The following is a 23677-nucleotide window of genomic DNA, read 5'->3' as shown; positions in this document are numbered from 1 at the left end:
GGAAACTCTCACCCTTTTTACATCTGAGGTCTTATGTCTGTGGTAATGAGCGAAGCCTGGCGCCAGCGTTTTGGTGGCACCGCGCGTTTATATGGTGAAAAAGCCCTGCAGCTGTTTGCCGGGGCGCACGTTTGCGTGGTCGGGATTGGCGGCGTGGGCTCATGGGCGGCGGAAGCGCTGGCACGTACCGGGATCGGCGCCATTACGTTAATCGACATGGACGACGTCTGCGTCACCAACACTAACCGTCAAATTCATGCCCTGCGTGACAGCGTCGGGCTGGCCAAGTCTGAGGTGATGGCGGAACGCATCCGTCAGATCAACCCGGAATGCCGGGTGACGGTGATCGACGATTTTGTCACCGCCGAGAACGTGGCGCAGTATATGGGCGCAGGCTACAGCTATGTGATCGACGCCATCGACAGCGTGCGGCCTAAAGCGGCACTGATCGCCTGGTGTCGTCGCAACAAAGTTCCGCTGGTGACCACCGGTGGTGCGGGCGGACAGATTGATCCGACGCAGATCCAGGTGGCCGATCTGGCGAAGACGATTCAGGATCCGCTGGCGGCCAAACTGCGCGAGCGGCTGAAGAGCGACTTTGGGGTGGTGAAAAACAGCAAAGGCAAGCTGGGCGTGGACTGTGTCTTCTCAACCGAAGCGCTGGTTTATCCGCAGGCGGACGGCTCGGTGTGCGCCATGAAGAGCACGGCTGAAGGGCCAAAGCGGATGGACTGTGCCTCCGGTTTTGGCGCGGCCACCATGGTGACCGCGACGTTTGGCTTTATTGCGGTATCTCACGCCCTGAAAAAGATGATGGCGAAGGCCGAGCGTCAGGCCTGACGCGCCGCCTCCAGCACTGCCTCACTCAGCGCAGCCAGCCCCTGGCTGCGCGAGGCGCTCAGCTGACCGCGTAATCCCAGTTCATCAAACAGCGCCAGCGGGCTTTCGGCCAGCAGCTGCGCCGCCGTTTTCCCCTCGACAGCCGTCAGCAGAACCGCCAGTAACCCGCGAACAATCCGTCCTTCACTGTCACCGAAGAAGTGCAGCTTATCCCCTACAGGCGTGACGCCAAGCCAGACGCGGTTTTCGCAGCCGGGGATCTCTTTTGCCTGCGCTTTCAGTTCATCGGAAAGGGCAGGCAGCTGTTTGCCCAACAGGATCAGCTGGCGATATTTGTCTTCCCACTGATTCAGCGGGGCGAAGGTGTGTTTTAACGTCTCTTCAGTGATGACGGTGCCGAACGGGTGTCCGGCCAGAGTTGGGCTTGTCATTCATCCACCAGTAGGGCAAGGGCGCGATCGACGGCGGCAACCAGCGCATCGACATCGCTTTGGGTGTTATAAGGAGCAAACGAGACGCGCAGCGTCCCGTTGACGCCGAGTGCCGCCAGCAGCGGCTGAGCACAGTGCTGACCGGCGCGCAGGGCAATGCCGTACTCCGCCAGCAGGGTCACCATGTCGCTGTGATGGACACCCGCAAAATCGAACGCCAGCAGGCTCGAATCCTGCACGCGAAAAGAGCGAAAACCGGGGCGTTTTTGCAGGGCGTCTTCGGCAAGCGTCGCCAGCCCGCGGCTCCAGCTCTCAGCCTGCTGCAGATCGATATCCGCCAGCCACTCCAGCGCCGCGCTCAGGCCAATCACCCCGGCGACGTTCGGCGTGCCTGCTTCCAGGCGATAGGGCACGTCCTGGGTTTTAAACCCGTCGAAGCTCACTTCAGCGATCATCTTGCCGCCGCCGAGCCACGGCGTCATCTGTTCCAGCAGTTCCGCTTTCCCGTACAGTGCCCCGATACCGGTCGGACCGTACAGCTTATGCCCGGAGAACGCGTAGAAGTCGATATCCAGCTGCTGCACGTCCGCCGGGAAGTGCACCACCCCTTGCGCGCCGTCCACCATCACCACCATGCCATGGGCGTGGGCGATGCTAATGGCGCGGGCAAGATCCGGGCAGCCGCCGGTGACGTTGGACATCTGCCCCAGTGCGAGGATACGGCTGCGCGGGGTGATCAACTCGGGCAGGCGGGCGACATCGGCAAGGCGGTCTGCGCCCAAGGGGAGCTTCACCACCCGGGCACCGGTCTGTTCGGCCACCATCAGCCACGGCACCAGGTTCGCGTGGTGTTCCGCCTCGCTGACGATAATCTCGTCGCCCGGCTGCAGGCGCGGGCGGGCGTAGCACTGGGCTACCATATTGATGGCTTCGGTGGTGCCCCGCGTCCAGACAATGTTCTTGCCGCTTTTGGCATTTAGCAGGCTGGCGACCTGATCGCGCGCCGCTTCGTAGCGCGCGGTTAAGCGTTGCGCCTCGGCAAACTGACTGCGATGAACATTGCCTGCGCTTAGGCTGTAAAACTGGTGCGTCGCGTCAATGACCGCCTGCGGCTTGAGTGCCGTCGCGGCACTATCAAGATAGACACCGGCATCGGCCAGCGCCGGAAACTGCGCGCGAAAATGGGCAGGGCTGAATGCGTTCATGGAATTCCTCTTTATCGTCATTAGATCGTCGCGCAAATTGAGCAGCAGGGCAAGGAGGTTGATCTCTATCGGAATTGTCTGTTTGTGCAAGCGGTACGGAGGAAGCAGGTTATGCTGAAATAGAGTCAGGAGAATGTCTTAGCCTGTTTTAAACATGGTTCATATAGCATTAATTGCTGAAGGAGAAGAACATGAAAAAGTCTATCGCTATTGTTTCTGCCTGTATGTTTACCTTTGCCCTGAGCGCTTGTTCAAGCCCTAACTACGTGATGCATACCAACGACGGTCGTGCCATTGTTGCAGACGGTAAGCCGCAAACCGACAATGAAACCGGGATGATCTCGTATAAAGATGCGAACGGGAATAAACAGCAAATCAACCGTGGTGATGTAAAAGAGATGGTTGAACTGGAACATTAATGGAATAGCAGCCAAAAAAAAGCACCGCAATTGGGCGGTGCTACATTAATCACTATGGACAGACAGGGTAAATGTACAGGAAGTGAAAAATTGGTAGCGTTGCTACCGAGGTCTGAATCGCAGACCAATTGCAAACACAACAACACAACATCACAACCGTAAGCCAAAAGCTCATCAGAACACGCATTCCAATAAAAGCTTTTCGTTCCGGCTCAGGAAGTGCCGCCACTATAGGTATTTGCTGGTAGTTCCTCAACGGACAAATTATAATGGCTCAGATAAAAAAAACTAATAGGTTAAACGTTGTTTCCTGTTTGTTAAAAGCCGTTAACATCTAAGCCAGATAACCATGTCAAAGCGATTACCACCACTGAATGCATTACGTGTATTTGATGCTGCTGCGCGTCATTTAAGCTTCACGCGCGCGGCTGATGAGCTTTTTGTGACTCAGGCCGCAGTCAGCCATCAAATCAAGTCTCTCGAGGATTTCCTGGGCCTCAAGCTGTTCCGCCGCCGCAATCGTTCCCTCCTTTTGACGGAAGAGGGGCAGAGCTATTTCCAGGATATCAAAGAGATCTTTTCCCAGCTAACCGACGCGACCCGCAAGCTTCAGGCGCGGAGCGCAAAAGGCGCGCTGACGGTCAGTTTATTGCCCAGTTTTGCCATCCAGTGGCTGGTGCCAAGACTCTCAAGCTTTAACTCAGCTTATCCGGGGATCGACGTTCGAATCCAGGCTGTCGACCGCCAGGAAGACAAGCTGGCAGACGACGTCGACGTGGCCATTTTCTATGGTCGTGGCAACTGGCCTGGCCTGCGTGTCGAAAAATTGTACGCAGAATATTTGCTGCCGGTCTGTTCACCGCTACTGTTAACGGGTGAGAAGGCGTTAAAAACGCCGGCCGATCTGGCGCAGCATACGCTGTTGCACGATGCTTCTCGTCGTGACTGGCAAACCTATACCCGCCAGCTGGGCCTGAATCATATCAACGTGCAGCAGGGGCCGATCTTTAGCCATAGTGCGATGGTGCTGCAGGCGGCTATCCACGGTCAGGGCGTTGCGCTGGCGAATAACGTGATGTCGCAGTCCGAAATAGAAGCAGGGCGCCTGGTGTGTCCTTTTAATGATGTTCTGGTCAGTAAGAATGCGTTTTATCTGGTTTGTCATGACAGTCAGGCAGAACTGGGTAAAATAGCCGCGTTTCGCCAGTGGATCCTGGCCAGGGCGGCAAACGAGCAGGAAAAATTTCGCTTTCGCTACGAGTAATACTCTCTTTTGCGTGCAGGACGCGCACTACTTTAGGACAGACACATGACCAGCCGTTTTATGCTGATTTTTGCCGCAGTCAGTGGCTTTATTTTTGTTGCGCTGGGGGCTTTTGGCGCACATGTCTTACGAAAATCGTTGGGCGTTGTGGAGATGGGTTGGATCCACACCGGCCTGGAATATCAGGCGTTTCATACGCTGGCCATCTTCGGACTGGCCGTGGCGATGCAGCGTCGCATCAGTATCTGGTTTTACTGGAGCAGCGTATTTATGGCGCTGGGTACCGTGCTGTTCAGCGGTAGCCTGTACTGCCTTGCGCTGTCACATTTACGCCTGTGGGCGTTTGTTACCCCGGTCGGCGGCGTCAGCTTCCTGGTCGGGTGGGTATTAATGTTAATCGGTTCTTTCCGTCTTAAACGCAAGGGCGTTGTTCATGAATAAAGTTGTCTTATATTGTCGCCCGGGTTTTGAAAAAGAGTGTGCCGCGGAAATCACGGATAAAGCCACGCAGCGCGAGGTGTTTGGTTTTGCCCGCGTCAAAGAGAATGCTGGCTATGTCGTTTTCGAATGCTATCAGGTAGAGGACGCGGACAAACTGGTTCGCGAATTGCCGTTTAGCTCGCTGATTTTTGCTCGCCAGATGTTTGTTGCGGGTGAACTGCTGAAGGATCTTCCGCCGGAAGATCGCATCACGCCGATTGTTGGTATGTTGCAGGGTGTGGTGGAGAAAGGTGGCGATCTGCGCGTTGAAGTTGCCGATACCAACGAAAGCAAAGAGCTGATGAAGTTCTGCCGCAAGTTCACCGTGCCACTGCGTGCCGCACTGCGTGACGTCGGCGTTCTCACCAATTACGAAACGCCAAAGCGCCCGGTCGTGCATGTGTTCTTTATTGCGCCTGGCTGTTGCTACACCGGCTACTCGTACACCAACAACAACTCGCCGTTTTATATGGGGATCCCGCGTCTGAAGTTCCCTTCTGATGCGCCGAGCCGCTCCACCCTTAAGCTGGAGGAGGCGTTCCACATTTTTATTCCTGCCGACGAGTGGGATGAGCGCCTGGCAAACGGGATGCATGCGGTGGATCTGGGCGCCTGTCCTGGCGGCTGGACCTATCAGCTGGTGAAACGCAACATGTGGGTCTCTTCCGTTGATAACGGCCCTATTGCGCAAAGCCTGATGGATACCGGGCAGGTGACCTGGCTGCGTGAAGATGGCTTCCGCTACCGTCCAACGCGCAACAACATCGCCTGGATGGTGTGCGACATGGTAGAAAAACCCGCGAAAGTGGCGGCACTGATGGCCTCCTGGCTGGTCAATGGCTGGTGTCGCGAGACCATTTTTAACCTCAAGCTGCCAATGAAAAAACGCTATGAGGAAGTCTCTCAGAACCTGGCTTACATTCAGGAGCAGATGGATGAACACGGTATTAACGTGGTCATTCAGGCGCGCCAGCTCTATCACGACCGCGAAGAGGTGACCGTGCATGTTCGCCGCTGGTGGGCTGCCACAGGCGGACGTCGCGACGAGAGATAGTGTTAACCCTCTTCTTTGACGAAGAGGGATGTATCTCCCGGGCCCGGGAAGCGTAGCGCCACCGGGCCAAAATTACCGCGCTAAACGCAGCTGCTGTAAATTCCCGTCGAGCTGTAAATCAGTCTGTAGTCGTGCCACGTCGCGGCAGATAAAGGCCATCTCTTTGTGCGCCTCCAGTTTTTTGCGCCACTTTTCTGGCACTTCATCCAGTCGCGCGTAAATCCCCTCCAGATCCTGAAAATCCTTCAGTAGCTGCGCGGCGCTTTTCGGGCCAATGCCCGCTACGCCCGGTACTTTTGAGCTGCTGATCCCCGCCAGACCCCAGTAGTCCGGCAGCTGCTGGGGTGATACGCCAAATTCGGCGGCGATAAAGGGGGCATCCAGCCAGCGCTTCTGGAAATAATCGCGGATGCGGATGGTCGGTGAGAGCAGCTGACAGTAGCCCTTGTCGGTGGAGACGATTGTGGCCTGATGCCCGGCACCGGCGATTTTTACCGCCAGCGTGGCGGCGAGGTCGTCGGCTTCGTTGCCCTGTGCGCCCCAGCAGGGCACGCCGCGCTGCTCAAAGGCCGCGCGGATGACCGGCATTTCGGCATGCAGATCTTCCGGCATCGGCGCGCGTCCGGCCTTGTAGTCCGCTAAACGCTGATGGCGCCAGCCGGTATTACGCGCCTCGTCATCGAACACCGCCACCACGTGGGTGGGCTGACTGTGGCGAATAAGCTGTTCCAGCGCGTTCAGGCAAGTATCTTTGCAGGGCGTGCCCTGTACCGCGTGGATACGGCGAATTAAATTCAGCGCGTCGACAATAAGTAGATGAACAGCCACAGATAATCCCTCTTAAATCCAGTGGATGAAGGGTAACACCGTCGGCGGGATGAAACTACGAGAGGCGGGAAGAACGAGAAGGAGCCTCGCAAAACGAAGCTCCTGTTGGACTTAATCGCAGGTGACCACTTTCATCGCCAGACCGCCGCGAGAGGTTTCGCGGTATTTGGCGTTCATGTCTTTCCCGGTTTCGTACATGGTTTCGATGACTTTATCGAGGCAGACGCGCGGCTCGCTGGTACGGCGCAGGGCCATACGTGCAGCATTGACTGCCTTCACCGAAGCAATCGCGTTACGTTCGATGCACGGTACCTGTACCTGACCCGCGACCGGATCGCAGGTCAGACCGAGGTTATGCTCCATGCCAATTTCTGCGGCAATGCAGACCTGCATCGGGCTACCGCCCAGCAGCTCAGCAAGGCCAGCCGCCGCCATGGAACACGCCACGCCCACTTCACCCTGGCAACCGACTTCTGCGCCTGAAATAGAGGCATTCATCTTGTACAGCGAGCCGATGGCGCTGGTAACCAGCATGTAGCGTGCCAGTGAGTTGGCGTTGACTTCGCGAATGAACTTGTCGTAATAGGCCAGCACCGCTGGAACGATACCGCAGGCGCCGTTTGTTGGCGCGGTGACCACGCGGCCACCCGCAGCGTTCTCTTCGTTGACGGCCAGCGCGAACATGTTGATCCAGTCCACGACCGCCATGGGATCGCTGGTGGTTTTGTCGCTGCTGACCAGCATCCGGCGCAGCGCTGCCGCACGACGCGGGACGCGCAGTTTGCCCGGCAGAACGCCCTCGGTGGTGATACCGCGTTCAATACCGCCGCGCATCACATCCCAGACGTTAGCAAAGTGCTGTTCCAGCGCTTCTTTACTGTGCAGCGCCAGTTCGTTTTTCATCATCAGGCCGGAGAGCGACAGGCCGCTTTCCTGGCAATGGCGCTGGAGGTCTGCCGCCGATTTATACGGGTACGGCACCGCCACAGGCGCGCTGTTGCTCTGACCAAAGTGTTCTTCATCGACGATAAACCCACCGCCGATGGAGTAATAAGTCTGGCTGTAAATCGCTTTGTCGCCGGCCAGGGCGGTGATCCGCATCCCGTTTTCGTGCAGCGACAGATTATCAGCATGAAAATTCATGCAGCGATCAACCGGGAATTCAACTTCATGTTCGCCTTTGGCCAGCAGCAGTCGGCCATGGGTATTCACGTCCTGGATAAAATCAGGGATCGCGTCAATATCAACGGTATCCGGCAGGTTGCCCGCCAGCCCCATAATGATGGCGATATCGGTATGGTGGCCTTTGCCGGTGAGCGACAGGGAGCCATAGACATCAACCACCACGCGGGTGGTATCGCGCAAAATGCCGCGTGAAATGAGATCATCCGTGAAGAGTTTACCGGCTTTCATTGGCCCGACGGTATGCGAGCTGGAAGGACCAATGCCGATTTTAAAAATATCGAAAACGCTAATCATGATGCGTCTCTTGCTTTCCGTGTGTAGAGAAGGGTGCGCCGTCCGAAGACGGCGCGAGAGGAATTAAGCGAACAGTGAGAAGAAGATAGCGGAGATGGCAATCAGACCCATAATCACAACGAAGACGTTGCTGATATGGCCGCTGTATTTACGCATCGCGGGTACTTTCTGAATCGCGTACATCGGCATCAGGAACAGGATCATCGCGATAATCGGACCGCCCAGGGTTTCGATCATGCCGAGGATGCTCGGGTTCATGGTCGCCACTGCCCAGGTGGTCAGCAGCATAAACAGCGCGGTGATTTTGTTCAGTTTGCTGATTTCAATGCTTTTGCCTTTACCGCGCAGGGATTTAATCACCATGCCGTTAAAGCCTTCACGTGCGCCCAGGTAGTGGCCGAGGAAGGATTTAGTAATCGCGATAATGGCGATGATCGGTGCCATCCAGGCAATCACCGGTGCATTAAAGTGGTTCGCCAGGTAAGAAAGAATCGAGATGTTCTGGGCTTTAGCTGCTGCCAGGTCCGCCGGGGACAGGCTCAGTACACAGCTGAAGACGAAGAACATAACGGTAATTACCATCATGATGTGAGCGCGTGCCAGGATGCTGGAGCACTTCTTCTCTGCGCCCTGACCGTACTCTTCACGCTTTGCGACCGCGAAGGAGGAGATGATCGGGGAGTGGTTGAAGGAGAACACCATAACCGGGATCGCCAGCCACAGGGTCATCAGCAGGCCGTTACCGGTTGCTGATGCGCTGCTGAAGGAGAGGGTATCCAGCGCCGCACCGTTCCACTGTGGGATCAGGTAGCACGCCAGCACCATCAGGGCGATAACGAACGGGAACACCAGCACGCTCATCGCTTTCACGATCATCTGCTCACCGAAGCGCACGATGGTCATCATGCCGACGATCAGGATCAGCGACAGAATGGCGCGCGGTGGTGGGGTCATTCCCAGCTGGTGGGTCATGAAGCTATCCACCGTGTTGGTGATGGCGACGCTGTACACCAATAGAATCGGGTAAATCGCGAAGAAGTAGAGCAGGGTAATCAGTTTACCTGCGCCGATACCGAAATGTTCTTCAACAACTTCGGTGATGTCTTCACCCGGGTTTTTACCGGACAGCACAAAACGGGTCAGACCGCGGTGTGCAAAGTAGGTCATCGGGAAAGCGATAATCGCCATGATAATCAGCGGAATTAATCCGCCAACGCCCGCGTTAATAGGCAGGAAAAGAACACCAGCGCCGATTGCTGTACCGTACAGGCCAAGCATCCACATGGTATCTGATTTACGCCATCCGCTTCGGGATTCAATCGAAGCAACGGTGCTGGTTTGGGTGGTTTCCATTGTGTCTCCAGGAAGTAGCTAAATGTCAGGTTTCAAGTCAAATCCGATGAAAAACGGCCTGACGGTAATATGAAATTCGTTCAGTGACGGTTTTTATATAATTTTTACCCGTCTCTTTTGGCGGGCGGAAAGATACATTTTCGTAATGGATCTATCAGTGATCGTGATCCCAAATGCGATAATCCACTTTTGATGTGGATATATTTAGACCATTTGTCTGCTAAGGAAACGTCATGGCAAATTAATGGTCGCGAAGGCTACCATTAACGACATGCGATGAGATAGAGCGCCCTTAAAGATAGGTGACTTACGCTGTAAAGATGCTCATTTATAGTGTTTTTTGGCGGTATCTGGCGTTCAGGGATGATAAGACACGGTTTCAATTGTGAGGTAATCGTTTGCGTTGTGTTATGAAATAGCAAAAACATAAGTGAAAATTATATTGAATGGCGGGCTATGTGGCTGACAGGAATAAATAAGCCGGGCGGCGAAAAGGCCTTACCCGGCTGTGGAAGAGAGGATTGTTAGCCCGGCTGATGCGCCGGGCTTAAAAGACTACGCGCAAATCTCGTAACAAGGGATATAGGCAGAGCCTGGCAGCTTCATACGGTGCTGAGCGACGAAGCCCTGCAGCAGATCGTCCATGCGCCGCATCATCTCGGGGTCGCCATGAATTTTATACGGGCCGAACTCTTCAATGGCCTGGATGCCCACCTCTTTAACGTTACCCGCCACAATGCCGGAGAACGCGCGACGCAGATCGGCGGCGAGCACTTCAACGGGCTGATCGGGATACAGTTTCAGGTTCGCCATGTTCTCGTGCGACGGTTCAAACGGGATTTGCAGATCCGGGGAGATACGGATTGACCAGTTAAAGCTGTAGGCATCCCCGGTGTCGCGGCGGTTCTCTTTCACCTGCGGCATGGCCTTTTTCATCAGACGTGCAACTTCTGCCGGGTCATCGATGATAATGCGATAGTGACGACGTGCGGCTTCCCCCAGGGTGTGGACGATAAACTCATCCATCACGCGGAAGTAGTCGGCGCTCTCTTTCGGGCCGGTCAGGATCAGCGGCAGTACCTGGTCCTTGTTGGCCGGATGCATCAAAATACCCAGCAGATACAGCAGCTCTTCCGCCGTACCCACGCCGCCAGGGAAGATGATAATCCCGTGAGCGATACGCACGAACGCCTCCAGACGCTTCTCGATGTCCGGCATGATGATCAGTTCGTTGACCAGCGGATTAGGCGGCTCAGCGGCAATGATCGACGGCTCGGTCATGCCAATGAAGCGCCCTTCTTTATAGCGCTGCTGAGCGTGGCCAACCGCCGCACCTTTCATTGGCGCTTCCATCGCGCCGGGGCCGCAGCCCGTGCAGATATTCAGCTCGCGCAGGCCCAGCTGGGTCCCTACGCGACGGGCGTACAGATATTCGTTTTCGTTAATGGAGTGCCCGCCCCAGCAGACGACGGTGTTCGGTGCTTCCCCTACGTGTAGGGCACGCGCGTTACGCAGAATGGAGAACACCAGGTTGGTGATGTGGACTGAGCTGTCCAGATCCAGATGCTGGAAACGCCCGGCATTGCTGATTTGGCCGTTAACAAACAGGATATCGCGCAGCACCGCAAACAGGTTGGCCTGCAGCGCACGGATGATGCGTCCGTCGACAAAGGCATCTTCTGGCGGGTTGATCAGCTCCAGCTTCACGCCACGTTCCCGGCGCAGGACATTAATATCGAAGCTTTCAAAGCGGGACAGCAGCTCTTTGCTGTTGTCGGTCAGGCTGCCGGAGTTCAGAACGGCAAGTGAACAGTTGCGAAACAGTTGATAAAGATCGCTGCTGGCCGTGCTCTTGAGCATGTCCACTTCCAGCTGCGACAACATATCCATTGAGCCAAGCGGGCTAATATGTGTAATCAAGTGAGCTCCTTATGGGACGTTTATCGTCTTTCCCTGTTGATTACAATAGCCCTGGCTTATGACCTTTCACAACCCAAAGCGCGGAAGCTACCGCGCATATTGTGAAATTATTTCTGTTACTGACGCACTAAACGGCCGGTTGCCGGTACGAAATCGGTATTGCTGCGCCATGGATTGATGTCCAGCCCGCCGCGTCGGGTATAGCGCGCGTAGACGCTCAGGCATTCTGGCTGGCAGAACTGCAGAATGTCATTGAAGATGCGCTCGACGCACTGCTCGTGGAATTCATTATGGTTACGGAAAGAGACCAGATAGCGCAGCAGCTTTTCGCGGTCGATTTTTGCCCCGCGATACTGGATTTGTACCGAACCCCAGTCGGGCTGATGGGTGATCAGACAGTTGGATTTCAGCAGGTGACTGACCAGCGTCTCTTCCACCACTTTGCCGCTGGCGGCATTTTCCAGCCAGGCGGTGTCAAACTGGTAGTTGTCGATCGCAATATCCTGCTCGTCAATGCAGGTGCCGTGGAAGTGGGCGATAGGCTGACCTTCCAGTTCATCAACACGATACAGCGCCACCGTTACGTTGCCTTGTGCACAGGAACGTAAATCGCGCTCCAGCGTACGCTGAACCGCTTCCCAGCTGTCAAAGCGGGTCTGGTTAAAGCTGTTGAGGTACAGTTTAAAGCTCTTGGACTCCACCAGGTTGATGCTGGTGTAATCGAGTTCAACGTGACCCACCGCCACCTGCGGTAAGCCGCGGGCGTTCAGCCAGGAGAGTTCATACAGGGTCCAGATATCGCCGCCGTGGAAGGGCAGGGCATCGGCTTTCAGGCCCAGAGGATCGCGATTGAGGCTGCGCGGGACGCCCTGCAGCAGGCTGGCATCGTAGGTATCACGGTAGGCAGTGGTTTTGCCCAGCGTTAAGCCCGATAAGGCATCATGGTTTTCGTAAGACATGTTTCATTGTCACTTTAAAGGTAAACTATACGGCTGAGTGTATCCTGGCTTATATAAAGAGAGAAACCGGTGGATAAAGAGACTGCTGCGGCTTTGAAGGCGTTTACCGCGCGCTATTGCGACGCATGGCATGAACAAAAAGGAACCTGGCCCCAGAGCGAAGCGCTGTCCGGCATCCCTTCGCCGTGCATTATTACCGCCTCCACAGACAGTGTCATCTGGCAGCCGCAGCCGTTTACGGCAGAGCAGAATGTAAAGCCAATTGAACGCGCGATGAATATTGTGGTACAACCAGCCGTAATCGCGTTCTATACCACACAGTTTGCCGGGGATATGTGCGCTCGCTTCGAAAATGAAACGCTGATGCTGCTGCAAACCTGGAGCGAAGACGATTTCCTGCGCGTGCAGGAGAACCTGATCGGGCATCTGGTCACGCAAAAACGCCTGAAGCTGTCGCCGACGTTCTTCATCGCCACGCTGGACAGCGAACTGGATATTATCTCCGTCTGTAATCTTACGGGCGAGGTCCTCAAAGAGACGATTGGTACGCGAACCCGCCAGGTACTCTCTGATTCTCTTGCGGATTTCCTCAACCACCTTCATCCCGTCGTGTAATCCAGAATACTACTGTGCTTGTGAGAGATCTCTTACAAAGACTGTGAGAGATCGACGCAATAAATCGAACGTCACATCAATCTTAATCTAATAATAATCAATAATATCAATGAATTATTTTTTTGCTGCGCGTGGATGGCTTGCGTTATCACTTTAATTTGGCTTACAGGGTACCTTGTAAGACGAAGCGGAATAAGGGATTCTATGTCTGTCGACAGGACAGCGACGCAAGAAACGAACATCAGGATGATGGCGTTTCTTAATTTGGATACGTCAGGAAGGCGCAACAAGGAAGGCTTCAGGAAGAAGCAAGAGGATAACGCAGGACGCGTTAAAGGACACCTCCAGGAAGGAGAATGAGAGCCGGTACGGATGTCCGGTGGGTCAGGAAGACCAGGACGTTTCAGGATGAAACAGACACATCAGGATGATGTGTGCAGGAAGCAGCGGTCGAGGGAAGACCAGACCTTCGGGTCAGAGGAAAAGTTGTCACGGACGAGCAGGGAGCACCAAAAGTAGCTGGATTGCTGCGAAACGAACCGGGAGCACTGTTTTTACAGTGCTCCCTTTTTTTTATTTCTGCGCGGTCTTTGCTATGCTGCGCGCCGTTCAGTTTTTCAGTTGAGGTTTTCCATGACGCATCCCGACAGCGTGCGCGCACAGCTGCACGCACTCGAAGCTCTATTGCGCGATCATCAACTGTGGCAAGTGACGGCGCCGCAGCCTGACGCATTTGAGAGTACGCAACCCTTCTGCATGGATACCCTGGAGCCGTTTGAATGGCTGCAGTGGGTGCTCATCCCCCGCATGCACGCCTTAATTGACGGCGGTCACCCGCTGCCAAACGGCTTTGCCATTGCCCCCTATTATGAAATGGCGCTGGATGCCGCCCACCCGGCCCGCGATGTCGTGTTAGCGGAACTGCTGGCGCTGGATGCGTTATTTGGCGAGCCGTCATGATCGAAATCCTTTACCAGGACGAGTGGCTAGTCGCCGTCAACAAACCCTCAGGCTGGCTGGTTCACCGTAGCTGGCTTGATCGGGATGAAAAAGTGGTGGTGATGCAGACCGTGCGCGATCAGATTGGTCAGCACGTTTTTACTGCCCATCGGCTCGACAGACCCACATCTGGCGTGCTGCTGATGGGGCTGTCTAGCGAGGCCGGTCGACGCTTGTCGCAGCAGTTTGAACAGCACCAGATCCAGAAACGCTACCATGCCATCACCCGCGGCTGGTTGACCGATGCGGCAACGCTGGATTATCCGCTGGTCGAAGAGCTGGATAAAATCGCCGATAAATTTGCTCGTGATGACAAAGGCCCGCAGCCTGCGGTGACGGATTATCGCGGCCTGGCGACCACCGAAATGCCGGTCGCCGTCAGCAAGTTCCCGACCTCGCGCTACAGCCTGGTTGAACTGGAACCGAAGACCGGCCGCAAGCATCAGCTGCGTCGTCATCTGACGCATCTGCGCCACCCGATTATCGGCGACAGCAAACACGGCGACCTGCGGCAGAATCGCAGTGCCGCAGAGCATTTTGGCTGCAATCGCCTGATGCTGCACGCCAGCCAGCTGAGCCTGACGCATCCGTTTACCAACGAGCCGCTGATCATTCGCGCCGGGCTGGACGCGGTGTGGATGCAGGCGCTGTCACAGTTTGGCTGGTGCGGGCAACTCCCCGAAAATGAAAGGGTTGAGTTTGAAGTCGCCAACGTTCAGGATGATCGGTAATCGCGTCTAATCAGGGAGTAAAACATGGCTGTAGTCGGAATTTTTGTCGGTACGATGTATGGCAATGCGCTGCTGGTGGCAGAAGAGGCCGAAGCCATTCTCGCGGGAATGGGGCATAAAGCCACGGTCTATGAAGATTCAGATCTGGCCGACTGGCAAAAATACCAGAGCGACTATGTACTGGTGGTCACCTCGACAACCGGACAGGGCGATCTGCCAGACAGTATCGTGCCGCTGTTTGAGAGCATCAAAACTACGCTCGGCTATCAGCCCGAGACGCGCTACGGCATCATCGCCCTTGGCGACAGCACCTACGCGAATTTCTGCGGCGGCGGTAAGCAGTTCGATGCCCTGCTGCAAGAGCAAAGCGCCCAGCGCGTGGGTGAAATGCTGATGATTGATGCCTCTGAACACCCAGAGCCGGAAAGCGAATCCAATCCCTGGGTAGAAAACTGGGGTACGTTGTTAAAATAAGCTCTGGCCCTCCCGGATGCGGGGGGCCAGAGCCCGTTGCCAGTTAACAAAACGACCTTGCATAAAGTGTAAGGTCACTGAATCGAGTTAGCTTTGGGCAATCGCCCTCAAATCCCTATCGTAATCAGGGGCATTAGCAGGCATTTTCACTGCGTCAAGCGACCTGATTCACACTCCCGAGATTCCCTGCAGCTCGCCTGCCGCTTACTGCCATGCAGTTTTCATTTCCGTGAAGTCTCTTCCATTGGCCTGGGCTTTTGCCATAAACAACTGAACATGACTGTACCAATGTTGTGTTGTTGCACGGTGAGGGTGGCCTTGTTCCTTTCTTATACTTTTCTCGCCAGTTAATAAAAATGCAGTAAGCAAGGCGATACGACCTTAACGTTGAAAACTGCAAAAAACACAAACACGTCATTCTGAGTACCCTACAGGTCGCGTTGTTCAGAATGAACGTAGCGAAAAAGCTATGATTCAGGAGTGCAATAATGAGTACATTAAGCCAGGCTGCAAGCAGCGCTGAAAAGCGCACAAATGCTCGCTACTGGATTGTGGTGATGCTGTTTATCGTCACATCCTTCAACTATGGCGACCGCGCCACGCTGTCGATTGCCGGTTCAGAAATGGCAAAAGATATCGGTCTGGATGCGGTTGGGATGGGTTACGTTTTCTCCGCATTCTCATGGGCCTATGTTATTGGCCAAATCCCGGGCGGTTGGTTACTGGATCGCTTCGGTTCAAAACGCGTCTATTTCTGGTCCATCTTTATCTGGTCCATGTTCACCCTGCTGCAGGGCTTCGTTGATATCTTTAACGGCTTTGGCATCATCGTTGCGCTCTTTACGCTGCGCTTCCTCGTAGGGCTGGCAGAAGCGCCGTCCTTCCCGGGCAACAGTCGCATTGTCGCGGCCTGGTTCCCGGCGCAGGAGAGGGGAACGGCAGTTTCCATTTTTAACTCCGCACAGTACTTCGCCACGGTGATCTTCGCCCCTATCATGGGTTGGCTGACGCACGAAGTGGGTTGGTCGCACGTGTTCTTCTTCATGGGTGGTCTGGGCATTATCATCAGCTTCGTCTGGCTGAAAGTGATCCACGAACCTAACCAGCACCCTGGCGTAAACCAGAAAGAGCTTGACTACATCGCCGCCGGTGGCGCGCTGATCAACATGGACCAGGCCGGCAGTAAAGAGAAAGTCCCGTTCAGTCAGAAATGGGGTCAAATTAAACAGCTGGTGGGTTCCCGCATGATGGTGGGGATCTATCTCGGCCAGTACTGCATCAACGCATTAACCTACTTCTTCATCACCTGGTTCCCGGTCTATCTGGTGCAGGCTCGCGGCATGTCAATTCTGAAAGCCGGATTTGTTGCCTCGGTTCCGGCCATCTGCGGCTTTATCGGTGGCGTGCTCGGTGGGGTGATTTCCGACTGGCTGATGCGTCGTACCGGTTCACTGAATATTGCGCGTAAAACGCCGATCGTGCTCGGTATGCTGCTCTCCATGTCGATGGTGGTGTGTAACTACGTTGACGCCGAGTGGATGATTATCGGCTTTATGGCGATGGCCTTCTTCGGTAAAGGTATCGGTGCGCTGGGTTGGGCGGTGATGGCAGATACTGCGCCGAAAGAGATCAGCGGCTTAAGCGGCGGTCTGTTCAACATGTTCGGTAACGTGTCCGGTATCGTGACCCCGATTGCGATTGGCTACATCGTCGGCACCACCGGATCGTTCAATGGCGCGCTGATCTACGTCGGTATTCATGCCCTGGTGGCGGTACTGAGCTATCTGGTGCTGGTGGGTGATATCAAACGTATCGAGCTGAAACCTGTTGTGGAGCGCTCATGATGAGTATGCAATCGAGTCCCGTTGTGACGGAAATGAAGGTGATTCCGGTCGCCGGTCAGGACAGCATGCTGCTGAATATCGGCGGCGCACATAACGCCTGGTTTACCCGCAATATCGTCGTACTGACAGACAACGCCGGGAATACCGGCGTGGGTGAAGCCCCTGGCGGAGAGGTGATTTACCAGACGCTGGTGGATGCCATCCCGCAGGTAGTCGGCCAGGAAGTGGCCCGCCTGAACAAAGTGGTGCAGCGCGTCCACAAAGGCAATCAGTCCGCCGATTTCGATACCTTTGGTAAAGGTGCCTGGACATTTGAACTGCGGGTTAACGCCGTGGCGGCGCTGGAAGCTGCGCTGCTCGACCTGCTTGGCAAAGCACTGAACGTACCGGTGTGCGAACTGCTCGGTCCCGGCAAGCAGCGCGATGCAGTCACCGTCCTCGGTTATCTGTTCTACCTGGGCGATCGCACCAAAACCGACTTACCGTATCTGGACCGCTCCCCTGGCAGCCACGACTGGTATCGTCTGCGTCACCAGGAAGCCCTCTCCAGCGAGGCGGTGGTCCGTCTGGCTGAAGCAGCGCAGGATCGCTACGGCTTTAAAGATTTCAAACTGAAAGGCGGCGTTCTGCCGGGCGAGCAGGAGATCGACAGCGCCCGCGCCCTGAAAAAACGCTTCCCGGATGCCCGCATTACCGTCGACCCAAACGGGGCCTGGCTGTTGGATGAAGCCATCGCGCTGTGCAAAGGCCTGGGCGATGTCCTGACCTACGCCGAAGATCCGTGCGGCGCAGAGCAGGGATTCTCTGGGCGTGAGGTGATGGCGGAGTTCCGCCGTGCCACCGGTCTGCCGGTGGCAACCAACATGATCGCCACGAACTGGCGTGAGATGGGTCATGCGGTCATGCTTAACTCGGTAGATATTCCGCTGGCGGATCCGCATTTCTGGACGCTCTCCGGTGCGGTTCGTGTAGCGCAGCTGTGCGACGACTGGGGCTTAACCTGGGGTTGTCACTCCAATAACCACTTTGATATTTCGCTGGCGATGTTCACCCATGTTGGCGCTGCCGCGCCAGGCACGCCGACCGCCATTGATACCCACTGGATCTGGCAGGAAGGCGAAGCGCGCCTGACTAAAAACCCGCTGGAAATAAAAGACGGCAAGATCGCCGTACCGGATGCACCGGGGCTTGGCGTGGAACTCGACTGGGATCAGATCCACAAAGCGCATGAAGCGTACAAGAAGCTGCCTGGCGGCGCGCGTAATGACGCAGGCCCGATGCAGTACCTTATTCCCGGCTGGACATTTGACCGTAAACGCCCGGTGTTCGGTCGTCACTGATTAAAGGATTGAATTATGAGCACATTTACTACGCCTGTTGTCACCTCCATGCAGATTATCCCGGTTGCCGGCCATGACAGCATGCTAATGAACCTGAGTGGCGCGCACGCCCCGTTCTTCACCCGTAACATTGTCATTATCAAAGACAACTCCGGTCATACCGGCGTGGGTGAAATCCCGGGCGGCGAGAAGATCCGCAAAACGCTGGAAGATGCCATCCCGCTGGTAGTCGGTAAAACCCTGGGTGCCTACAAAAATATCCTCAATGCGGTGCGCGGCGAATTCGCCGACCGCGATGCGGGTGGACGCGGGCTGCAAACCTTTGACCTGCGCACCACCATTCACGTGGTCACCGGTATTGAAGCTGCAATGCTCGACCTGCTGGGTCAGCACCTGGGCGTAAACGTGGCTTCGCTGCTGGGTGACGGGCAGCAGCGCACTGAAGTCGAGATGCTGGGCTACCTGTTCTTCGTCGGCAACCGCAAGCTGACCCCGCTGCCGTATCAGAGCCAGCCGGATGAGGCGTGCGACTGGTATCGCCTGCGCCATGAAGAGGCGATGACCCCGGATTCAGTGGTGCGTCTGGCGGAAGCGGCCTATGAAAAGTACGGCTTTAACGATTTCAAACTGAAGGGCGGTGTGCTGGCCGGTGAAGAAGAGGCCGAATCGATTGTCGCGCTGGCGAAGCGCTTCCCGCAGGCGCGCGTGACGCTGGATCCAAACGGTGCCTGGTCGCTGGAAGAGGCGATTCGGATCGGTAAACAGCTGAAAGGCGTGCTGGCCTACGCAGAGGATCCGTGTGGCGCTGAGCAGGGTTTCTCCGGGCGTGAAGTGATGGCGGAATTCCGTCGCGCCACCGGCCTGCCGACCGCGACCAACATGATCGCCACCGACTGGCGTCAAATGGGCCATACGCTGTCGCTGCAGTCAGTCGACATTCCGCTGGCGGACCCGCACTTCTGGACTATGCAGGGCTCGGTACGCGTGGCGCAGATGTGTCACGAGTTCGGCCTGACCTGGGGCTCCCACTCCAACAACCACTTTGATATCTCGCTGGCGATGTTTACCCATGTGGCGGCTGCCGCACCGGGCAACATCACCGCGATTGACACCCACTGGATCTGGCAGGAAGGCAACCAGCGTCTGACCAAACAGCCGTTCGAAATCAAAGGCGGCATGGTGCAGGTGCCAACCACTCCTGGCCTTGGCGTTGAGCTGGATATGGATCAGGTAATGAAGGCGCACGAGCTGTATCTGCAGCACGGTCTGGGCGCGCGCGATGATGCGATGGCGATGCAGTACCTGATTCCGGAGTGGACATTCAACAACAAGCGCCCTTGCATGGTGCGCTAAGACGAGTGCCGGTTCCTGCGGGAGCTGGCATTTTCTCTTTCGTTCCGGGTGTATGCTTAGGGTAGTCAACATGCGTAAGGACGGCTTATGAAAATTGTTATCGCACCGGACTCCTACAAGGAAAGTTTGAGCGCCCTGGCAGTGGCGACGGCGATAGAAGAGGGGTTTTGCGAGATTTTCCCTACGGCAGAGTACGTCAAACTGCCGGTTGCTGACGGGGGCGAAGGCACCGTAGAAGCGATGGTGGCCGCCACGCAGGGGCAGATTATTCAGGTGCGCGTAACCGGGCCGCTGGGCGAGCATGTTGACGGTTTTTATGGCCGCTCCGGGGACCAGAAAAGCGCCTTTATCGAGATGGCGGCGGCCAGCGGTCTGGAGCTGGTGGTTCCTGCCCAACGCAATCCACTGATCACCACCTCCTGGGGAACCGGCGAGCTGATCCGCCATGCGCTGGATGCGGGTGTTAAACACATTATTATCGGCATTGGTGGCAGCGCCACCAATGACGGCGGCGCAGGCATGGTGCAGGCGCTGGGTGCCGCGTTGCTGGATGAACGGGGTGAGCCAATCGGCCCTGGCGGCAGCGAGCTGGAAAAGCTGGCGCGTATCGACATCAGCGGGCTGGATAAACGGCTGGCAGAGTGTCGGATTGAAGTCGCCTGTGACGTCACTAATCCCCTGACCGGTGAAAGCGGGGCGAGTGCGATATTCGGGCCGCAAAAAGGGGCCACGCCGGAGATGATCGAACGTCTCGATCGCGCACTGGCGCACTATGCGCAGATCATTGCCCGCGACCTCGACGTTGAAGTGCTCAAACTGGAAGGCGGCGGAGCGGCAGGCGGAATGGGGGCAGCGCTATACGCATTCTGCGGCGCGCAGCTGCGCCAGGGTATTGAAATTGTTACCGATGCGCTCGACCTGGACAGCCAGGTAGCCGATGCCGATCTGGTGATCACCGGCGAAGGGCGAATCGACAGCCAGACCGTTCATGGCAAAGTTCCGGTCGGGGTGGCAAAAATTGCCAAACGCTACAACAAACCGGTGATTGGCCTCGCGGGTAGCCTGACAGCAGACGTTGGCGTCGTTCACGAACACGGTATCGACGCGGTCTTTAGCGTGATCTATACCGTCTGCACGCTGGAGGAGGCGTTGGAAGACGCGGCTGAAAACGTGCGGATGGCGGCCAGAAATATTGCCGCGGTATTGAAAGTGGGGATGGAGGTTTAACGAAGGCCGATATCCACACGATCACCCTTTCCCCGATGGGAGAGGGTTGTTACGCCCTCAGCACCTTCATCGCTTCCCGCGTGACATTATTCATCTCATCCAGCAACTCCAGAAACTCCGGCTCCAGCTCGCTTTCCGGCGTTCCCGAGCGCAGCTGTTGTTCCAGCAACTGGCACAGGTTTTTCAGGCGCGGGACGCCGCTGTAGCCGCAGCTACCGTGCAGCTTATGGATCGCGTCGGTGAGTCCTTCCGGTTTTTCTCCGACCAGCTGTTCTTCCACTTTATTGCGGATCTCCGGCAGGAAGGCGATCAGCATCTGCAGCATCTCCCGGGCCAGGTCCGGTTTTCCCGCCGCCTGGCGTAAAGCCAGCTGCCAGTCGAGTGTCTCGCTGGTGTTGGCAGGGGCCTCTGGCGTCTCGGAAGGCGCAATCCAGTTGCCCGTCACCGGGCCCGGCTTATAGCGCAGCAGCAGGTTGTGCAGCTTCCCTTCCTCAATCGGTTTTGCCAGATAGTCGTTCATCCCGGCGCTCAACAGCTTCTCTTTCTGGCCCGCCATGGCATGCGCGGTCACGGCGATAACCGGGGTTTGCTGTTGGTGCGGGAGCTGGCGAATCAGCTCGCAGGCACGAATACCGTCCATGCCGGGCATCTGAATATCCATCAGAATCAGGTCAAACTGCGTCTGTCGGGCACGTTCAACCGCCTGCAGGCCGCTCTCACACAGCTCGACGTGCTGCACCTGATCCTCAAGCAGAACGCCGATAAGTTTCAGGTTGGCGGGGTTGTCATCCACTGCCATCACGGTCATCGGCAGTTTGCTTTCATTGCTGACAATTGGCGCAACGTAGTGGTTCAGGCGGCAATATTCCGTCAGCGTCGGTAACAGGCGCGTGGCGGTCAGCGGTTTAAGCAGGCACGCTGCTGCGCCGTCATGCTTAAGCTCTTCGGCGTTTATCTGCGCGTGGCACGGCAGCGCCAGCAGCAGGTAATCGGTCATCGAGGCCGCTTTTGCCAGCCGTTCCTGCTGCATGGTCAGCTCGCCGGTAAAGGTCACCGGGATCCCCATCAGCAGAATGTCGTAATGCTCCACCGGCAGGGCGGAAAACGCCGGGCTGTAGACCACGTCCAGCGGTGTGGTGCTCAATACATCCAGCGTACTCTGCGCCGCTGCGGCGTTGGGTTCGATGTAGGCCAGCCGTTTACCCTGCAGGCAATCCATCGCCGGGCGATCGGTCAGCACGTTCGGGTTCAGGTCAAGATTGATGTGGAACCAGAAGGTCGACCCCCGGTTGGGCTGGCTGTGGAAGGAGATATCCCCGCCCATCTCTTTCACCAGCTTTTGAGTGATCACCAGCCCCAGTCCGGTACCGCCGTGACGGCGCGAAATGCTGGCGTCCGCCTGGCGGAAGGCCTGGAACAGCCGGGACTGATCGCGTTCCGGGATGCCAATCCCGGTGTCGCGGATCTGCACCTCAATCTGCACCTTGGTATTGCTGAGGGCGCGCTTTTCAACCAGCACGTCAATGTTGCCGCTTTCGGTGAATTTGATGGCGTTCCCTACCAGGTTGGTGATCACCTGCTGCAGGCGCAGCGGATCGCCTATTACGTTATCCGGCACGTCATTTTTGATGTTCAGCGTCAGCTCCAGCCCCTTGTCGTGGGAGGAGTGCGCCAGCAGGGTCACCACTTCATCCAGCGTATTACGCAGCGGGAACGGGATGCTTTCCAGAATCAGCTTGCCTGCCTCCAGCTTGGAGAAATCGAGCACGTCATTGATGATCGCCAGCAGGTTATTGGCCGAGCGTTCAATGGTATGCAGGTGGTCGCGCTGGGTTGGATTCAGTTCGGTTTTCAGGGTCAGACGGGTAAAGCCAATTACCCCATTTAGCGGGGTGCGCAGTTCGTGGGACATGTTCGCCAAAAACTCTGATTTTATGCGCGCCGCTTCCTGGGCACGCTTTTTGGCCAGATCCAGCTCGACGTTTTGGATCTCCATCTGCTCCAGGGTTTCACGCAGGTCGGAGGTGGCCTGATCGACGTTATGCTGCATCTCTTCATGGTACGCCGCCAGCGACATCGCCATCGAGTTGATGCCGTTTTTCAGCATATCCAGTTCGCCGAGCATAAAGCCTTCAACGCGGCTGTCGAGCTGGCCCCGACGGATCCGGTCGACGGTATTCACCATGTTGCGGATCGGGCTGGTAACATCGCGCATCAGTCGCCAACCAAAGATCAGCGCAATGCCGATACAGAACAGCATCATGACGGTGGAGATAAAAATTTCTTTGTACTGCTGCAGGCGCACGGACTTGAGATCCAACTCCAGCGCCACATATCCCAGCATATTGTTGTCGGGCTTGGCATCTGAACTGGCTGATTCATCAGGTGAATAGCTTTCCGAGGTGATCGGCGTGCGCAGGATCATCCTGTCGCCCTGATGGATAACGCTCAGACGCCTGGGAAACGCCATGCCGTCGGGGATCTTCATCGTACCGGGGTCGATGTGGGTATTGGACGTGACAAACAGGCGATTATTTTGGTCATAGACGGTGATGGCGCGCACAATATCCGAGTGGCGACGGTGCAAAACGCTGATGAGCTGGCCAATAGACTCCCGGTTTTGCAGGGTCATGCCGTATTCACTGGAGACGGCCAGCGGTTCAATAATGCTGGCCCCCGCATCCTCTAACTGGCGTTGCAGGTCGTTATAACGGTGAACCACAAAGAAGGTGCTCAGCAGCAAACCAATGAGTACGGTAGGGGCGAGGATCAAAATCATCATGCGCGCACGCAGGCTGTAGTTGGTCATGGAGTTCCGTTATGGGACAATTAGAGTCAATATGTTCATTTGAGAAAATACCC

The 23677-nt window shown here is 56.2% G+C and carries 21 protein-coding genes; 13 read left to right on the top strand and 8 right to left on the bottom strand.

The window, feature by feature from the left end:
• The first annotated feature begins 33 nt into the window (after positions 1 to 33).
• Positions 34 to 840 (top strand): tRNA cyclic N6-threonylcarbamoyladenosine(37) synthase TcdA, encoded by an 807-nt coding sequence (gene tcdA, locus ACRDD5_RS06605; protein ID WP_438676267.1) that lies wholly within the window; start codon positions 34 to 36, stop codon positions 838 to 840.
• Here tcdA and csdE read toward each other — a convergent pair.
• Positions 831 to 1271, bottom strand: coding sequence for a cysteine desulfurase sulfur acceptor subunit CsdE (csdE, locus tag ACRDD5_RS06600; protein ID WP_271281672.1), 441 nt, complete (start codon positions 1269 to 1271; stop codon positions 831 to 833). The two genes, tcdA and csdE, sit on opposite strands and share 10 nt — an antisense overlap.
• The gene (gene csdA / locus ACRDD5_RS06595; RefSeq protein ID WP_438676266.1) at positions 1268 to 2476 is read right to left on the bottom strand and encodes a cysteine desulfurase CsdA; all 1209 of its coding nucleotides are present in this window, start codon (positions 2474 to 2476) and stop codon (positions 1268 to 1270) included. Before csdA ends, csdE begins: the two co-directional genes overlap by 4 nt.
• A gap of 191 nt (positions 2477 to 2667) precedes the next feature.
• Here csdA and ACRDD5_RS06590 point away from each other — a divergent pair, with 191 nt between their 5' ends.
• The 4 genes from ACRDD5_RS06590 (at position 2668) to rlmM (ending at position 5693) form a co-directional block, all read left to right on the top strand.
• Positions 2668 to 2895, top strand: coding sequence for a YgdI/YgdR family lipoprotein (locus ACRDD5_RS06590; RefSeq protein ID WP_438676265.1), 228 nt, complete (start codon positions 2668 to 2670; stop codon positions 2893 to 2895).
• A 349-nt stretch (positions 2896 to 3244) separates the two neighbouring features.
• The gene (gene gcvA / locus ACRDD5_RS06585) at positions 3245 to 4159 is read left to right on the top strand and encodes a glycine cleavage system transcriptional regulator GcvA (protein WP_271281675.1); all 915 of its coding nucleotides are present in this window, start codon (positions 3245 to 3247) and stop codon (positions 4157 to 4159) included.
• Positions 4160 to 4204: 45 nt separating this feature from the next.
• A complete protein-coding gene (locus ACRDD5_RS06580; protein WP_039029918.1) occupies positions 4205 to 4600 on the top strand; it encodes a DUF423 domain-containing protein in 396 nt (131 codons plus the stop codon).
• A complete protein-coding gene (gene rlmM, locus ACRDD5_RS06575) occupies positions 4593 to 5693 on the top strand; it encodes a 23S rRNA (cytidine(2498)-2'-O)-methyltransferase RlmM (protein ID WP_271281676.1) in 1101 nt (366 codons plus the stop codon). The genes ACRDD5_RS06580 and rlmM overlap by 8 nt, the downstream gene beginning before the upstream one ends.
• 72 nt (positions 5694 to 5765) lie before the next feature.
• Here the strand turns inward: rlmM and xni are convergent, their stop codons facing one another.
• From xni to queF, 5 genes are all read right to left on the bottom strand, one after another.
• Complete coding sequence (gene xni, locus ACRDD5_RS06570; RefSeq protein ID WP_438676264.1) at positions 5766 to 6521, bottom strand: flap endonuclease Xni; 756 nt, start codon at positions 6519 to 6521, stop codon at positions 5766 to 5768.
• A gap of 111 nt (positions 6522 to 6632) precedes the next feature.
• Complete coding sequence (locus tag ACRDD5_RS06565) at positions 6633 to 8000, bottom strand: L-serine ammonia-lyase (protein ID WP_271281678.1); 1368 nt, start codon at positions 7998 to 8000, stop codon at positions 6633 to 6635.
• 63 nt (positions 8001 to 8063) lie between these two features.
• The gene (locus tag ACRDD5_RS06560; RefSeq protein ID WP_271281679.1) at positions 8064 to 9353 is read right to left on the bottom strand and encodes an HAAAP family serine/threonine permease; all 1290 of its coding nucleotides are present in this window, start codon (positions 9351 to 9353) and stop codon (positions 8064 to 8066) included.
• A gap of 555 nt (positions 9354 to 9908) precedes the next feature.
• The gene (gene ppnN / locus ACRDD5_RS06555; RefSeq protein WP_438676263.1) at positions 9909 to 11273 is read right to left on the bottom strand and encodes a nucleotide 5'-monophosphate nucleosidase PpnN; all 1365 of its coding nucleotides are present in this window, start codon (positions 11271 to 11273) and stop codon (positions 9909 to 9911) included.
• A 116-nt stretch (positions 11274 to 11389) separates the two neighbouring features.
• A complete protein-coding gene (gene queF, locus ACRDD5_RS06550; RefSeq protein ID WP_271281681.1) occupies positions 11390 to 12232 on the bottom strand; it encodes an NADPH-dependent 7-cyano-7-deazaguanine reductase QueF in 843 nt (280 codons plus the stop codon).
• Positions 12233 to 12301: 69 nt separating this feature from the next.
• On the opposite strand from queF, the gene syd reads away from it, so the two are divergent.
• The 8 genes from syd (at position 12302) to ACRDD5_RS06510 (ending at position 20815) form a co-directional block, all read left to right on the top strand.
• Entirely contained in the window at positions 12302 to 12847 is a 546-nt protein-coding gene (gene syd, locus ACRDD5_RS06545) for a SecY-interacting protein (RefSeq protein ID WP_438676262.1), read from the top strand.
• A gap of 633 nt (positions 12848 to 13480) precedes the next feature.
• Positions 13481 to 13807, top strand: a complete 327-nt coding sequence (locus ACRDD5_RS06540) for a YqcC family protein (protein WP_271281683.1) — start codon at positions 13481 to 13483, stop codon at positions 13805 to 13807.
• Positions 13804 to 14577 carry a tRNA pseudouridine(65) synthase TruC gene (gene truC / locus ACRDD5_RS06535; RefSeq protein ID WP_438676261.1) on the top strand — a complete coding sequence of 258 codons (774 nt, stop codon included), beginning with the start codon at positions 13804 to 13806 and terminating at the stop codon, positions 14575 to 14577. Before ACRDD5_RS06540 ends, truC begins: the two co-directional genes overlap by 4 nt.
• 24 nt (positions 14578 to 14601) lie before the next feature.
• On the top strand, positions 14602 to 15051 hold the full coding sequence (locus ACRDD5_RS06530; RefSeq protein WP_271281685.1) for a flavodoxin: 450 nt from the start codon (positions 14602 to 14604) through the stop codon (positions 15049 to 15051).
• Positions 15052 to 15539: 488 nt separating this feature from the next.
• Entirely contained in the window at positions 15540 to 16895 is a 1356-nt protein-coding gene (locus ACRDD5_RS06525; protein WP_271281686.1) for an MFS transporter, read from the top strand.
• The gene (locus tag ACRDD5_RS06520) at positions 16895 to 18235 is read left to right on the top strand and encodes an enolase C-terminal domain-like protein (RefSeq protein WP_438676319.1); all 1341 of its coding nucleotides are present in this window, start codon (positions 16895 to 16897) and stop codon (positions 18233 to 18235) included. Before ACRDD5_RS06525 ends, ACRDD5_RS06520 begins: the two co-directional genes overlap by 1 nt.
• Positions 18236 to 18247: 12 nt before the next feature.
• Entirely contained in the window at positions 18248 to 19588 is a 1341-nt protein-coding gene (gudD, locus tag ACRDD5_RS06515; protein WP_438676318.1) for a glucarate dehydratase, read from the top strand.
• Between the two features lie 87 nt (positions 19589 to 19675).
• Entirely contained in the window at positions 19676 to 20815 is a 1140-nt protein-coding gene (locus ACRDD5_RS06510; RefSeq protein WP_271281687.1) for a glycerate kinase, read from the top strand.
• Positions 20816 to 20864: 49 nt separating this feature from the next.
• On the opposite strand, the gene barA is transcribed toward ACRDD5_RS06510, so the two are convergent.
• Positions 20865 to 23624, bottom strand: a complete 2760-nt coding sequence (gene barA / locus ACRDD5_RS06505) for a two-component sensor histidine kinase BarA (RefSeq protein WP_271281688.1) — start codon at positions 23622 to 23624, stop codon at positions 20865 to 20867.
• Positions 23625 to 23677 lie beyond the last annotated feature (53 nt).

This window comes from Silvania sp., from assembly GCF_051656365.1.
Lineage (GTDB): Bacteria > Pseudomonadota > Gammaproteobacteria > Enterobacterales > Enterobacteriaceae > Enterobacter > Enterobacter hatchlandensis.
The sequence above is the reverse complement of the archived record's forward strand: the minus strand, read 5'-3'. Positions and strand labels throughout refer to the sequence as shown.

What these genes read in the sequence shown, in the direction of transcription:
- csdE (WP_271281672.1), bottom strand. Translation starts at nt 1,271, where the DNA reads ATGACAAGCCCAACTCTGGCCGGACACCCGTTCGGCACCGTCATCACT.
- ACRDD5_RS06525 (WP_271281686.1), top strand. Translation starts at nt 15,540, where the DNA reads ATGAGTACATTAAGCCAGGCTGCAAGCAGCGCTGAAAAGCGCACAAAT.
- gcvA (WP_271281675.1), top strand. Translation starts at nt 3,245, where the DNA reads ATGTCAAAGCGATTACCACCACTGAATGCATTACGTGTATTTGATGCT.
- barA (WP_271281688.1), bottom strand. Translation starts at nt 23,624, where the DNA reads ATGACCAACTACAGCCTGCGTGCGCGCATGATGATTTTGATCCTCGCC.
- csdA (WP_438676266.1), bottom strand. Translation starts at nt 2,476, where the DNA reads ATGAACGCATTCAGCCCTGCCCATTTTCGCGCGCAGTTTCCGGCGCTG.
- ACRDD5_RS06540 (WP_271281683.1), top strand. Translation starts at nt 13,481, where the DNA reads ATGACGCATCCCGACAGCGTGCGCGCACAGCTGCACGCACTCGAAGCT.
- ACRDD5_RS06565 (WP_271281678.1), bottom strand. Translation starts at nt 8,000, where the DNA reads ATGATTAGCGTTTTCGATATTTTTAAAATCGGCATTGGTCCTTCCAGC.
- ACRDD5_RS06520 (WP_438676319.1), top strand. Translation starts at nt 16,895, where the DNA reads ATGAGTATGCAATCGAGTCCCGTTGTGACGGAAATGAAGGTGATTCCG.
- ACRDD5_RS06510 (WP_271281687.1), top strand. Translation starts at nt 19,676, where the DNA reads ATGAAAATTGTTATCGCACCGGACTCCTACAAGGAAAGTTTGAGCGCC.
- ACRDD5_RS06590 (WP_438676265.1), top strand. Translation starts at nt 2,668, where the DNA reads ATGAAAAAGTCTATCGCTATTGTTTCTGCCTGTATGTTTACCTTTGCC.
- truC (WP_438676261.1), top strand. Translation starts at nt 13,804, where the DNA reads ATGATCGAAATCCTTTACCAGGACGAGTGGCTAGTCGCCGTCAACAAA.
- ACRDD5_RS06560 (WP_271281679.1), bottom strand. Translation starts at nt 9,353, where the DNA reads ATGGAAACCACCCAAACCAGCACCGTTGCTTCGATTGAATCCCGAAGC.
- ACRDD5_RS06530 (WP_271281685.1), top strand. Translation starts at nt 14,602, where the DNA reads ATGGCTGTAGTCGGAATTTTTGTCGGTACGATGTATGGCAATGCGCTG.
- rlmM (WP_271281676.1), top strand. Translation starts at nt 4,593, where the DNA reads ATGAATAAAGTTGTCTTATATTGTCGCCCGGGTTTTGAAAAAGAGTGT.
- tcdA (WP_438676267.1), top strand. Translation starts at nt 34, where the DNA reads ATGTCTGTGGTAATGAGCGAAGCCTGGCGCCAGCGTTTTGGTGGCACC.
- ACRDD5_RS06580 (WP_039029918.1), top strand. Translation starts at nt 4,205, where the DNA reads ATGACCAGCCGTTTTATGCTGATTTTTGCCGCAGTCAGTGGCTTTATT.
- queF (WP_271281681.1), bottom strand. Translation starts at nt 12,232, where the DNA reads ATGTCTTACGAAAACCATGATGCCTTATCGGGCTTAACGCTGGGCAAA.